This window comes from Streptomyces sp. NPDC050560 (genome assembly GCF_044457285.1).
Classification (GTDB): Bacteria; Actinomycetota; Actinomycetes; order Streptomycetales; family Streptomycetaceae; genus Streptomyces.
Window position 1 is genome coordinate 107,618 of sequence record NZ_JBITGT010000021.1, and the last position, 12,916, is coordinate 120,533.

Genomic DNA, 12,916 nt, shown 5'->3' on the forward strand with positions numbered 1-12,916 from the left:
CAGCATGGCCACGACTCCTGAGCCCACGACCACGCGGCCCGCAGCGGCGGTGAACGAGGAGATCCGTGCGCTCTGGCTGCGCACCGGCGGGCGTCTGAGCGCCGAGCAGCGCCGGGAGTACGACCGGCTCCTCGCCGAGTGGAGCGCGGCCGTGCGGCAGCGCGGCGTCGCCTGAGCGACCGGCCCCGCACCGCGCACCCGCACGTCCCCTGACGGCAGGCGCCGACGGCGGGCCGCACATGCCCGATTCGTCGCGCGAGAAGAGGAAAGCCCCCGCACGCGCAGAACACCCCCAAGGTCCGTATTGCGCAACGGCGGCGCTTGACGGTTGTGATCGCCCTGGCTCCATAAGCGGTCACGATTCACAAACCGCGCGTTCCGAATGCGCCGCGGTTCGGGTCACTTACCGTTCATGTACTGCCCCGGCCCGTAACCGACCATGGGGGTACGAGTGCCCGGAACCGGACTTGAACCGGTACGCCCGCGAGGGGCAGCGAGGTTTAAGCTCGCCGTGTCTGCATTCCACCATCCGGGCTTGCCGTGTGCGGCGCGTGGGATTCCGTGTGCGGCGCGTCGCGACTCCGAAGCCTATCGGGACGCCTCGCCCGAACTGCGCCCCGATGGACCGATGTTGTCTTGATTTATCGAGCGTCCCCGCTGGTCCCGGACCGCCCCGCGCCATTCACACTCGCCAATCACCCCTCTCCGTACGGGTACCGCCTTGTGTGAAATGACGGGATTTCACCGCTCTCGTCCCCGGGGGCGCGAGGCCCCGCCGCGCGGCCGCCGGGCCCCGCACCGCGCCCGGCGGCACGCCCCGCCGACGCACACTTCGCCCCTTCTCGAACTCTTCGCCCGCTTTGTTCGACTGCGCCACACTCCCTCCCGATGGGCCGACTTGGCCGAATCGCACCGCGCGCCAACAAACCGAACGTGCGGTTCTTTTTGAGGACGCGGCAGACCCCTCCAGCAGTTGCGAGCGCGCGGTCGGTATCCGCCCCACTCCGTCATACCCAGGTATGACGGTCCGCTCTCCCGTCCGACCCCGGGCACCACCGCGAACCCGCTCCGGGGCTGACTACACGCCGGGCGCCCGCGCCGCACGATGGGCTGCGCCCCCAGGACATCAGCCCAGCAAGGAGCCCGTATGACCGTCCCCGCCCGCAGCGCGACCGCCACCGGCGCGGTCGCGGCACGCGCCGACAATCTGACGAAGGTCTACGGCGGGGGCGAGACCCAAGTGGTCGCGCTCGACCAGGTCACGGCCGACTTCCCCGCCTCCAGGTTCACCGCGATCATGGGCCCCTCCGGCTCCGGCAAGTCGACGCTGATGCACTGTGTGGCGGGGCTCGACGACTTCACCTCGGGCTCGGTCCGCATCGGCGACACCGAGCTTTCGGGGCTCGGCGACAAGCGGCTGACCAGGCTCCGCAGGGACCATGTCGGCTTCGTCTTCCAGGCGTTCAACCTGCTGCCCACGCTGACCGCGGCCGAGAACATCACGCTGCCCATGGACATCGCGGGCCGCAGACCCGACCCGGAGTGGCTGGACACCGTCATCTCCATGGTCGGCCTCGGCGACCGGCTGCGGCACCGGCCCGCCCAGCTCTCCGGCGGCCAGCAGCAGCGGGTGGCGGTGGCGCGCGCCCTCGCGAGCAGGCCGGGCATCGTCTTCGGGGACGAGCCCACCGGCAACCTAGACTCCCGCGCGGGCGCCGAGGTCCTGGGCTTCCTGCGCAACTCGGTCCGCGAACTCGGCCAGACGGTGGTGATGGTCACCCACGACCCGGTGGCCGCCTCGTATGCGGACCGGGTGCTGTTCCTCGCGGACGGGCGCGTCGTCGACGAGCTGCCGGGGCCCACCGCGGACGCCGTACTCGACCGGATGCGGAGCCTGTCGGGCGACGCCCCCGCCTTCCGCGGCCACCGGCTGTAGCGCCCCGCTCCCCCACACCACGGGCCACGGCCCTGACTCCGGCCACGACGCCCAACCCCCGGCCCCACATCCCGAACCCCGCATCCCGAACCCCGAACTCCGCATCCCGAACCCCGCATCCCGAACCCCGAACTCCGCATCCCGAACCCCGAATCCCAGGACCCTCCCGCCATGCTCCGTACCGCCGTGCGCAACGCGCTCGCCCACAAGGCCCGGCTGCTCATGACCGTGCTCGCCGTACTCCTCGGCGTCGCGTTCGTCACCGGCACCCTGGTCTTCACCAGTACCGTCTCCGACGCCTACCGCACCAGCGCCACCAAGGGCTTCGAGCGGGTCGACGTCGCCGTCCTGCCGCGCTCGGGCGACGACGGCGACAGGGACCCCCGGCTCACCGAAGACCTGCGCCGCAGGGCCGGCTCCGCTCGGGGCGCCGCCTCCGCGACCGGCGTCGTCTCCGGCTTCACCGCGCTGACCGACCGCCACGGCGACCTGGTCGGCGGCGCCTTCCAGTCCCGCGGCGGCAACTACTGGGGCGCGCACGACGACCGCTACCCGCTCGCCGAGGGCCGCGCCCCACACGGCGGCTCCGAGATCGCCCTCGACGCGGACACCGCGCGCCGCACCGGCTACCGCGTGGGCGACCGGGTCCGTATGTCCATCGAGGGCCCCGTGCTCACGCCCACCGTCACCGGCGTCTTCACCACCGACGACGGCAACGTCGCCGCGGGCGGCAGCCTCACCCTGTTCGACACCGCGACCGCGCAGCGCCTCTTCCACAAGGAGGGCGCGTACGACGAGATCGACGTGCGGGCCGGCCACGGCGTGGGCCGGGCCGCGCTGAAGCGGTCCCTGGACGGCACCCTGCCAGGCGGCACCACCGAGACGAAGACCCGCGACCAGCTCTCCGCCGAGCAGGCCGACACCATCGCCTCCTCCACCGACTCGATGCGCACCGGGCTGCTGACGTTCGCCGGGATCGCCCTGTTCGTGGGCGTGTTCACCATCATCAACACCTTCACGATGCTGGTCGCCCAGCGCACCAGGGAGCTGGCGCTGCTGCGCGCCGTCGGCGCCTCGCGGCGACAGGTCACGCGCTCGGTGCTGCTCGAAGCCGCGCTGGTGGGCGCCGTCGCGGGCGTCGCGGGGCTCGGCATCGGCATCGGTGTCGGGGCGGGGTTGCGGGCGCTGATGAACACCTTCGGCAGCCCCGCGCCCGACGGGCCGCTCGTGGTGTCGGCGGGCACCGTCGGCATCGCGCTCGCGGTCGGGGTGCTGGTGACCACGGCGGCGGCCTGGCTGCCCGCGCGCCGCGCCGCGAAGATCCCGCCGGTGGCCGCGCTCGGCGCCGAGCACACCCCGCGGGCCGCCAGGTCGCTGGTGATGCGCGGCGGCGTGGGCACGCTGCTCGCGGTGGCGGGCGCGGGGCTCGTGGCCCTCGGCGCGGGCCGCGACAAGGACGCCGCCCAACTGCCGCTCGGGGCGGGCGCCGCGCTGCTGATCCTCGGGGTGTTCGTACTGACGCCACTGCTGGCGAGGCCACTGATCGCCGCCGCAGGCCCGGTGCTGCGGCTTTTCGGGGTGGCCGGGCGGCTCGCGGGCCGCAACGCCGTGCGCACCCCGCGGCGCACCGCCGCGACCGCGTCCGCGCTGATGATCGGCCTCACCCTGATCACCGGGCTCACCGTGATCGCGACCAGCGCCCAGCGCGCCGTCGAGCACATGGCGAGTTCGTCGCTGCGCGCCGACTACTCGGTCTCCATGGCCAACTTCGGCACCCTCGCCCCCTCCGTGACCGACAAGCTGGCCGCCGTGGACGGCGTCACCGCGGCGGGCCCGCTCCGTCTCTCGTCGGGCCGCGCCGCCGGGAAGGACTCCCTGCTGACCGCCGTCGACGGGCGGCACCTCGGCCGGCTCCTCGACCCGCCCGTGGTCTCCGGCGCCTTCCGCGCGGGCGGCGACGGCGTCTCGGTGGACAAGTCCACCGCGAAGCGCCTCGGTGTGACGGCGGGCGACACCTTCACCCTCCGGTACGAGGACGGGGCGCGGCAGCGGATGCGGGTCGCCGGGGTGTACGAGGGCAACGAGGCGGTGCAGGGCATCGTCGTCGACGACGCGGTGCTCGCCGCGCACCAGGAGACGGTGCAGAACAACCGGGTCCTGGTCAAGGCCGCCCACGGCGCCACCCCCGCGATGAAGGACGCCCTGGAGAAGGCGCTCGGCGACACCCCCGCCATCAAGGTGCAGGACCGCCAGGACGTCACCGACAGCATCTCGGGCGTCTTCACCCTGATGCTCAACCTGCTCTACGGGCTGCTCGCGATGGCGGTCGTGGTGGCGGTCCTCGGGGTGGTGAACACCCTCGCCATGTCCGTCTTCGAACGGTCGAGGGAGATCGGGATGCTGCGCGCGGTGGGGCTCGACCGGCGCGCGGTGCGGGGCATGGTGCGCCTGGAGTCCGTGGTGATCTCGCTGTTCGGCGGGGTGCTCGGGGTCGGGCTCGGGATGTTCCTCGGCTGGGCGGTGGGCCGGGTCATGGCCACCCAGGTGGCGACGTACGCGCTGGTGGTGCCGTGGGCGAGGATGGGCGTCTTCCTCCTGCTCGCGGCGGCCGTCGGGGTGCTCGCCGCGCTCTGGCCCGCGCGCCGCGCGGCCCGGCTGCCGGTGCTCAGGGCGGTCGCCACGGAGTGAGGCGCCCGCGCGCGGCCCTTCCCCCGGCGGGTGCGCGGGCGGCCCCGGGCTCCAGGACCCGGGCCGCCCGCGCACCGGGCGGCTCAGGCGCGCCCGTCCCTGACGCCCGGGTTCCAGGCGCGGGAGCGCAGCGGGAGCCCCGAGCGGCCGTCGCCGCCGGTCCTGACGGCGAGGAGCTGGTTGACGCCGATCCTGTTGCGCTCGAAGGAGAGCGCGGACGCGGCCATGTAGAGGCGCCAGATCCTGGCCCTGCCGGGGCTGGTGAGGCGGACCGCGGTGCGCCAGTCCGCCTCCAGGTTGGCCACCCAGCGGCGCAGCGTGAGTGCGTAGTGCTCCCTGATCGACTCCTGGTCGCGCACCTCGAACCCGGCGCGCTCCAGCAGCTCCACCGTGCTGCCGACGGGTTGCAGCTCCCCGTCGGGGAACACGTAGGCGTCGATGAACTCGTCGACCTCGTACGCGGCCTCGTCGGCGAGCGGCCGCCTGGCGATCTGGTGGTTGAGCAGCCGCCCGCCGGGGGCGAGGAGCGCGTACAGATCGCGGGCGTACTCCAGGTAGCGGGCCGAGCCCACGTGTTCCGCCATGCCGATCGAGGAGACGGCGTCGTAGGGGCCGTCGGCCACGTCGCGGTAGTCCTGGACGCGGATCTCCACCTGGTCGGTGAGGCCCGCGTCGGCGACCCGCTTGCGGGCGTACGCGGCCTGCTCCCCGGAGAGCGTGACGCCGACGACCCGCGCGCCGTGCTCGCGGGCCGCGTGCAGCGCCATGGAGCCCCAGCCGCAGCCGACGTCGAGGAGCCGCTGTCCCGGGCGCAGGTCGAGCTTGCGGCAGATCAGCTCCAGCTTGTCGCGCTGGGCGTCCTCCAGGGTGCCGTCGGGCGAGTCCCAGTAGGCGCAGGAGTAGACCATGGAGGGGCCGAGCACCAGCTCGTAGAAGTCGTTGCCGACGTCGTAGTGGTGGCTGATGGCGGCCTTGTCGGTGCGGCGGGTGTGCAGATGGGCGCGGCGCCTCGGCATCTCCTCGCGCGGGGGCGGCGGGGGCGGCAGCGGCCCGGCGAGGGCGGCGAACTCCCGGGCGGCGGCGCGGGTCGCCGGGTCGCGCAGCGCCTCGAAGGCGGTCCTGAGGCCGCCGCGGGCCGCGGGCGCGTCGCCGGGGGCGGCCTCGCCGCGGTCCCAGAGGAGTCCCGCCATCAGGTCGAGCGCCCGGTAGAGGTCGCCCTCCACGTCGAGATCCCCCGCCACCCAGGCACGGGCGAGGCCGAGTTCCCCCGGTTTCCACAGCAGCCTGCGCAGGGCACGGCGATGACGGACCGCCAGTACGGGCGTCCCCGCGGGGCCCGCTTCCGAGCCGTCCCAGGCGCGGATGCGGATCGGGAGCGGGGCGCCGAGCAGTTGCTCGGCGAGCGTCTTCAGCCGCGGCGCGGCATCGGGCATGGCACACCTCCGTGCGGACGGGGACCGGTCAAGTCGGCGGGCGGGCGAGCGGGAAGCGGACAGACACCACGTAAACACCGCCGGGCCCCTCCCGCAGTCCCGAAGCGGCGGCATGGCTCAGGCAAAAATAGCTGTAGAGAGCACTCATCGCGAGGGGCGGGGGCCGCCCTGGGCGGGTCGGCGCTACGCGGTGCCTGGCGAGGGCCATGCGGACCCCCCCTCGGCAGCGGCCCCCCGGCACCGGACCAGCGCCAGGCAGGCTCCGGCGTTGCGTTACGTGGCCCCGGGTGGGAGGCCGTTCGGGCGGTCCGTGTTCTTCGGTGGGGCGGGTACGCCGGAGGGGCGCTCGCGTCACGGCTGGCGGGGGTCGCTCGGGGGTCCCGCAGGGGAGACCGGTCGTCGGGGCGGGGCCCCGGGAAGGACGAAGCCCGCGCGAGTGGTTCGCGCGGGCGTGCGGCGGGAGTTCCGGTGTCGGACCGCGGTCACCCGCGTCCCTGAGGGGACCGCGGCCGCGCCGGAAAACCAGCCGGATACGGGCTGGACGGGCCTGACGGGCTACAAAGCCTTCGCCTTCTCGCCCTCCTTCTCACGGACGGGGGCGGTGACGGCGGCGGGCACGGGGCGCGCGGCCTCGAAGAACTCCTCGCGGGGGGACTCGATGGCCCCGAGCGAGACGACCTCGCGCTTGAGGAAGGTGCCCAGCGTCCAGTCGGCGAGCACCCGGATCTTGCGGTTGAACGTGGGCATCGCCATGCCGTGGTAGCCGCGGTGCAGGTACCAGGCGAGCCGGCCCTTGAACTTCAGCTTGCGGCCGCCGACGACGATCATCGCGACGCCCTTGTGCAGGCCGAGCCCGGCGACCGCGCCCTTGTTGGCGTGCTTGTATTCCTGCTGCGGGAAGCCCCGCAGGCCGGAGATCACGTTGTCGCCGAGCATCCTGGCCTGGCGCAGCGCGTGCTGGGCGTTCGGGGGGCACCAGGCGTTCTCCGCACCGGCCTTGCGCGCGACGAGGTCCGGGATCTGGGCGTTGTCGCCCGCGGCCCAGATGTGGTCGGTGCCGGCGACCTGGAGGCTGGCGGTGGTGTCCACATGGCCCTTGGGGCCGAGCGGGAGGCCGAAGCGGGCGAGCGCCGGGTTCGGCTTGACGCCCGCGGTCCACACGATGGTGTTGGACTCGGTCTCCAGGCCGTTGTTCAGCACGACACGGCCGTCGACGCAGGAGTCCATGCCGGTCTTCAGGTAGACCTCGATGCCCCGGCTCTCCAGGTGCTGCTTGCCGTAGGCGCCGAGCTTGGGGCCGACCTCGGGGAGGATCTTGTCGGCGACGTCGACGAGGATGAAGCGCATGTCCTCGCGGCTGACGTTGTTGTAGTACCGCGCCGCGTCGCGGGCCATGTCCTCGACCTCGCCCACGGTCTCGGCGCCCGCGAAGCCGCCGCCGACGAAGACGAAGGTGAGCGCCTTGCGGCGGACCTCCTCGTCGGTGGTGGAGTCGGCCTTGTCGAGCTGTTCGAGCACGTGGTTGCGCAGGCCGATGGCCTCCTCGACGCCCTTCATGCCGATGCCCTGCTCGGCGAGGCCGGGGATCGGGAAGGTCCTGGAGACCGCGCCGAGCGCGATCACCAGGTAGTCGAAGGGCAGCTCGTACGCCTCGCCGACGAGCGGGGCGACGGAGGCGACCTTGCGGTCCTGGTCGATGGAGGTCACCCGGCCGGTGAGGACCTCCGCCTTGGGCAGCACGCGGCGCAGCGGCACCACGACGTGCCGGGGCGAGATGTTCCCGGCGGCGGTCTCCGGGAGGAAGGGCTGGTACGTCATGTACGAGCGCGGGTCGACGACCGTGACCGTCGCCTCGCCGTAGCGCATCTTCTTCAGAATGCGGCGAGCCGCGTACAGGCCGACGTACCCTCCGCCTACTACGAGAATCCTGGGACGCTCCGTGGTGCTCATGCCATCGAGTATCCACCTGGGAGAGGGGGGTGGCTCGTGCGCCCCTTCACAAGCATCCCCCCTACCTGTGCTACTCTGCCCTCCCCCGAAGCGGCGGGGGATCTGCCGCCGTCGACACCGCCGTATCCGGGTCCTTCGCCCTCACCCCGGTTGAGCTGCCGCTTCGAGCGCGCCCCCGGAGTGGATCAAGGAGATCCGGCCGCCGTGTCACCGCCCTGACACACGGCGGAAACCCCCCGATGTGACCCACGAAACCCTCCGGAACACCCCTGGGGGACCCACTCCCGGCCCCCCGGCACCCAATCTGCTCGATTTCCTTGTGAATAACTTCACGAGACTGCTCCGCCACCCCGCCCGCACCCCAGGAAACGCCCCCTCCCGAGCCCCTGACGTGGCGCTCGTCCGATATGGGGGACGCTCTTCTGAAGCTACTCACACACGCAACTCTCACGCCTGGCTGCGTGTACACGTAAATGCGTACACTGAGTTCATGACCGAGAACACCGCGACCGTCAGGGACGCACGCGCACACCTCGCGGAACACATCAACCAGGCCGAGGAAGGCACTCCGACCGTCATCACACGGAACGGCGCCCCGGTTGCCGCAGTCGTGCCGATCGCCGACTTCGAAGCCCTGGAAGCCGCGGCCGACGTGATGCTGACCCGCGAAGCGGAGGCGGTTCTGGCCGACGGCGAGCCCACCGTTTCGATGGCCGAGCTGCTGGCCGACTTGTTCAGCGAGCGCGGTGAAGGCGCCGCGTGAAGTACGCGTTCCGGTTCACCGCGGCAGCACAGCGGCGGATCCGGGCCATCGACCGCACCGACGCCATGCGCATCCTGACCGCACTGACCGCTCTCGGCGACGATCCGTACCGCGAGGACGCCGACATCAAGAAGCTCGCGGGACCCTCGGGCCTCTACCGCCTCCGAGTCGGCAACTACCGGGTCGCGTACCAGATCAACGACGGTGAACTCGTTGTCCTCGTCGTCAAGGTGGGCCGGCGGGACGTCCACCGCAACCTGTAGCGCCCTCTCCTCCTACCGCGGCCCGGAGGCCGTGTGGAACGCGATTCCGTCGAGCATGTCCTCTGTATGGGCACTGGGCTCATGCTCGCCGGGAACGCGTGGAACAGGTTGCCGCGTCCGCGGCCGTCGGACCCGGCCGCGGTCGCCGTCGAACTGGAACGCATCCACTGACCGCTCCCTTCCCTCGCCGCCTTGGTCGCCCTGTTCGGCCTCGCACTCACCCTGCGGCAGTACGCCAACCGCACAGGAACAAAGCCCCCCGCACGGCCTCGCGCCGTGCAGGGGGCTTTCGTGCGTCCGTCAGCCGACGGCGCCCTCGATCGCCTCGAAAATGTCTGCGTCGGTCTGCTGCTGCCACGCCGGAAGCTCCGGCCAGTCAGCCACGTAGCCCGGCTTCGGGTCCGTGAAGTGCTTGAACATCTGCGCCGTCCAAGAGGTCGCAACGAACCGGCTCTTTTGCTCGCGGCTCAGCCGCGAGGCGTGACCATCGCTCACGTCAAGGAACTGGCGCACCTGCTCGTACACGGCGCCCGCGGCCTGCCGCTCCCACTCGGGAGTTTCCTCCCAGGAAGTCACGTAACCCGGCTTCGGCTCGCCCGGGAAGTGCTTACGCACCCCCGCGATCCACGACTCGCGGAACAGCCGGGCACCCTCGGTATCCGTCACGGCAACCCCTCTCGTCACGACGCGCTCAATGCGGCAATCTCGGCGCCCAGCTCGGCGACCCGGCGGTCGTCCACGAGTGAACCGATCTCAGCCTGTAGCCCCTGGAGTCTACGGGCGACGTACCCGGACGAGGATTGCCGGGCGAGGCGCAGCGCCTCGGTTGCGTAGGTGAGCATCTGGTCAGCGTCTTGCCGTTTGGCGCCGATAGCCGCGAGGTCCACAAGGACGACACCGCGCCGTCGGAACGACTGCCCTTTCGCCAAGGCCCCCTGTCGTAGCGCGTCGTGCAGCGCGTCCTCGGCCTTGTCGAGTTGCCCGAGCTGCACGTAACGGGCCCCGCGTTCCTCTGCCAGACGAGACCCATCGAATCGGAGCCAACCGCCGTTATGCGCCTCGGCACCGAGGTGAAGCACCGTCTCGGCCTGGTCGAGGGCCTGCTCACACTCCGGGGTGTGTCCCAGTCCGGCGTGTGCCTCGGCCTGTACTGCCGCAACCCACTGCCGCGTGGACAGCGAACTGTCGCCCCGCTTGGCCACCCGCTCAGCAACCGACAGCAACCCGACAGCTTCCCGGTACTGGCCACCGGCCATTTCGACATACGCATGGCGGACCAACGCACAGGCCCACAGATCGAACGCTCCAGCTTCCTTGCTCGCGGAGGCAGCGAGCGAGTACGCCGCGGCGGCATCCGTGTACCGGTTCCCGTCGAACGCCAACTCACCTGCAAGCTGGAACAGGTCGCCAGCAGCCACACATCGAGGGCCGTGGGGCGAAGGGCGATCGGACAGACTCTCGTTAAGAGCCGTTAGTTGACCAGTGACCACGGGCCGGACAGAGGCTTTCGAACGCGCAAGTTGGTACACCTGCCAGAGGTGTTCATTCATCCGTAGAAAGCCGGCAGCGTCGTCGCGCACGGCAGCATCCGCGACGACATCGGATTCCTCAGCGGACAACGCGGCAACAGCCCCGGCCACCGCAAGGACGCGCAAGAACTCGCGTCGGATCATGTCGTCTTCCCCCGGGCCGTAGACGTCGTGCGACGGCGACCCCGTATCCGGTTCGGGGGACGCTGATGATTCCTTGATCAAGGCGTCGAGCACCACAAGGCCGACGCGTAACACCGCTGCCATCTTGGGCCGGTACTCCGGTTGGGGCTCAGTTTCCCCCCGGTCCCATCGGCCAACCGTTGTGCGGTCGACGCCGACAAGGGCGGCGAATCTCTCCTGACTGTAGCCCAGTGCCTTACGCCGATCCTTGAGGGTCACGTTGACTTCCTTCCCCAGCCGAGCGCTGTCGGCACCTCATCCCGCGCCCGTGCATCAGATGTGCGTCAAGAGTGCCGCATGGCTGCCGTGGTCACGCCCAATACGCCGCGGTTCCCTTGGAGATGTCACGACGGAACGATGACTCCGCAGGGGACGGCCGATGAACCTCGACAGATGGATCACGCGTTCCGCCTCGCGGGCACGCGCCCAAGTGGTGGGCCCCAACATCCTGTTACTGCGGAGTCACCCCCAATCGGTCAGCGACGCACGGCTCTTCATCCGCGGCTGTCTCGCGACCAACGTTCCAGATGCCAGCGAGGACCACCTCGACCAGGTCTCCTTGGTCGTGTCCGAACTCGTCACCAATGCCGTGACCCACGGCAGCGCCCCGGGCGGCCCCCTGCGCTTGGTCGTCAACAACGTGTGCGCCGGACGCTGGGGAGCGAACGATACGGACACCGGGGAGTCCGTATGGGCAGAGGTGCACGCGACCTGATCACGCCGACTGTGAACCGCTACTCGCGCCCCCCGACCGGAGTTACCCCTCAGACAAGGGAAGTGAGTCCATGGAACAGTTCGAGCGTGCCCGGCTTGACGCCTACTTCGCACGCGTCGCGGACGACCTCGCACCGACGGAACGTCCGTCGTCCTTCCTGATCACGCATCTCCTCCCCGAGCGCCCTTCGTTCGTGGGCGCGGTGGCCACGAACAGCGCTCTGCGGGCAGTCCTCCCCAAGCCGAAGTCCATCGACCACGCCGCCCTTCGCGCGGTCGAGACGGCGACGCCCTGCGACACCCTGACTCGCGAACTGTTCGAGGACCCCGACACCGCAGTCGACTACATCGAGTCACGCGCCGCCGGCGAACCTGTCGTGCTGCTCGACGTAGGCGGCTACTTCGCGCCCACCCTCGATGCCCTCTGCAACCGTTTCACTGGGCGCATTCTCGGCGTCGTCGAGGACACCGAGAATGGACACCGCCGGTACGCCGACCGCGACAAGCTGCCCTGTCCCGTCGTCTCTGTCGCCCGCTCCCCGCTCAAAGACCCCGAGGACTTCCTCGTCGGGCAGAGCGTCGTGTTCTCGGCCGAAGCCCTCATGCGCGGACGCGGCGACATTCTGCACGGGCGCCCCGCCCTGGTGATCGGATTCGGCAAGCTCGGTTCCTCCATCGCGCGCCTTCTGCACGCCAAGGGGATTCAGGTCACCGTGCACGACGTCGACCCCGTACGGCAGACACAGGCCCTTTCCCAGGGCTTCACTGTCGCTCGCGATCGGGACACCGCCCTGCACGGCGCCGGCCTCGTGCTCTGTGCGACCGGCGCGGTATCCCTGCGCGGCGAGGACTTCGCCACGCTGCGGAACGGCGCCTATGTGGCGACCGTGACCTCGTCCGAGGATGAACTCGACCTCGCGGCGCTCCCTCGCGTCTACCAGCGCGCGCCCCAGGGCGAGCACATCACCCGCTACTCGACCACCGGGCACTACTTCTACTTGCTCAACGGAGGGAACGCAGTCAACTTCTTGCACGGCGCCCACGTCGGGCCCTTCATCTTCCTCGTGCAGTCCGAAATTCTCGCCGGTATGCGGATGCTCTCCTGCGGCGATCTCGGACCCGGTATGCACGAGGTCGGCACCGCCGATCGGGCAACCATCGCGGCAACGTGGCTCAACTACTTCAACCGCTAGGGAGTGTCTTCAAAAGAGCGTCGTCCGCCTGGACGGCGGGGTCGGGGTGGTCCGGTGCGTGCGGTCGCAAGGCGGAGGAGGGAGTCGACGCGGCGCGTCGGCGACCGACGACAACGCGGCGAGTGTGCGTGCCGGGCCAGCCCGACCAGACGGGCTTTTGAAGACACGACCTAGGGCGTGTCCGCAAAGTCAGGGTAGCCACAGTCGTAGGCAGGCGAGGGTGACCAGGGCTTGGTAGTGGCGGGCGCGTTTGTCGTAGCGGGT

General features: G+C 70.9%; 11 protein-coding genes and 1 tRNA gene. 7 read left to right on the plus strand and 5 right to left on the minus strand.

Features of this window, described 5'->3' with window-relative positions; genetic code table 11:
• The first annotated feature begins 4 nt into the window (after positions 1-4).
• The gene (locus tag ACIBIW_RS34130; protein ID WP_399342003.1) at positions 5-175 is read left to right on the plus strand and encodes a hypothetical protein; all 171 of its coding nucleotides are present in this window, start codon (positions 5-7) and stop codon (positions 173-175) included.
• A 277-nt stretch (positions 176-452) separates the two neighbouring features.
• Here ACIBIW_RS34130 and ACIBIW_RS34135 read toward each other — a convergent pair.
• Positions 453-535: transfer RNA gene (locus ACIBIW_RS34135), tRNA-Leu, on the minus strand.
• 612 nt (positions 536-1,147) lie between these two features.
• On the opposite strand from ACIBIW_RS34135, the gene ACIBIW_RS34140 reads away from it, so the two are divergent.
• Both ACIBIW_RS34140 and ACIBIW_RS34145 read left to right on the plus strand, forming a co-directional pair.
• Positions 1,148-1,936: an ABC transporter ATP-binding protein gene (locus ACIBIW_RS34140; RefSeq protein ID WP_399342005.1), complete on the plus strand. Its 789-nt coding sequence runs from the start codon at positions 1,148-1,150 to the stop codon at positions 1,934-1,936.
• A gap of 171 nt (positions 1,937-2,107) precedes the next feature.
• Positions 2,108-4,624 carry an ABC transporter permease gene (locus tag ACIBIW_RS34145; protein ID WP_399342007.1) on the plus strand — a complete coding sequence of 839 codons (2,517 nt, stop codon included), beginning with the start codon at positions 2,108-2,110 and terminating at the stop codon, positions 4,622-4,624.
• A gap of 83 nt (positions 4,625-4,707) precedes the next feature.
• Here the strand turns inward: ACIBIW_RS34145 and ACIBIW_RS34150 are convergent, their stop codons facing one another.
• Positions 4,708-6,057: a class I SAM-dependent methyltransferase gene (locus tag ACIBIW_RS34150; protein WP_399342009.1), complete on the minus strand. Its 1,350-nt coding sequence runs from the start codon at positions 6,055-6,057 to the stop codon at positions 4,708-4,710.
• Positions 6,058-6,612: 555 nt separating this feature from the next.
• A complete protein-coding gene (locus tag ACIBIW_RS34155; protein ID WP_399342010.1) occupies positions 6,613-8,007 on the minus strand; it encodes an NAD(P)/FAD-dependent oxidoreductase in 1,395 nt (464 codons plus the stop codon).
• 490 nt (positions 8,008-8,497) lie between these two features.
• On the opposite strand from ACIBIW_RS34155, the gene ACIBIW_RS34160 reads away from it, so the two are divergent.
• Positions 8,498-8,770 carry a type II toxin-antitoxin system Phd/YefM family antitoxin gene (locus ACIBIW_RS34160; RefSeq protein WP_399342012.1) on the plus strand — a complete coding sequence of 91 codons (273 nt, stop codon included), beginning with the start codon at positions 8,498-8,500 and terminating at the stop codon, positions 8,768-8,770.
• Entirely contained in the window at positions 8,767-9,033 is a 267-nt protein-coding gene (locus ACIBIW_RS34165) for a type II toxin-antitoxin system RelE/ParE family toxin (RefSeq protein WP_399342014.1), read from the plus strand. The genes ACIBIW_RS34160 and ACIBIW_RS34165 overlap by 4 nt, the downstream gene beginning before the upstream one ends.
• A 300-nt stretch (positions 9,034-9,333) precedes the next feature.
• Here the strand turns inward: ACIBIW_RS34165 and ACIBIW_RS34170 are convergent, their stop codons facing one another.
• Both ACIBIW_RS34170 and ACIBIW_RS34175 read right to left on the minus strand, forming a co-directional pair.
• Positions 9,334-9,699: a hypothetical protein gene (locus ACIBIW_RS34170; protein WP_399342016.1), complete on the minus strand. Its 366-nt coding sequence runs from the start codon at positions 9,697-9,699 to the stop codon at positions 9,334-9,336.
• 14 nt (positions 9,700-9,713) lie between these two features.
• The gene (locus tag ACIBIW_RS34175; RefSeq protein WP_399342017.1) at positions 9,714-10,964 is read right to left on the minus strand and encodes a helix-turn-helix transcriptional regulator; all 1,251 of its coding nucleotides are present in this window, start codon (positions 10,962-10,964) and stop codon (positions 9,714-9,716) included.
• 160 nt (positions 10,965-11,124) lie between these two features.
• On the opposite strand from ACIBIW_RS34175, the gene ACIBIW_RS34180 reads away from it, so the two are divergent.
• Both ACIBIW_RS34180 and ACIBIW_RS34185 read left to right on the plus strand, forming a co-directional pair.
• Positions 11,125-11,460 (plus strand): ATP-binding protein, encoded by a 336-nt coding sequence (locus ACIBIW_RS34180; RefSeq protein WP_399342019.1) that lies wholly within the window; start codon positions 11,125-11,127, stop codon positions 11,458-11,460.
• Positions 11,461-11,530: 70 nt separating this feature from the next.
• The gene (locus ACIBIW_RS34185) at positions 11,531-12,652 is read left to right on the plus strand and encodes an adenosylhomocysteinase (RefSeq protein ID WP_399342020.1); all 1,122 of its coding nucleotides are present in this window, start codon (positions 11,531-11,533) and stop codon (positions 12,650-12,652) included.
• The last annotated feature ends 264 nt before the right edge of the window (positions 12,653-12,916 follow it).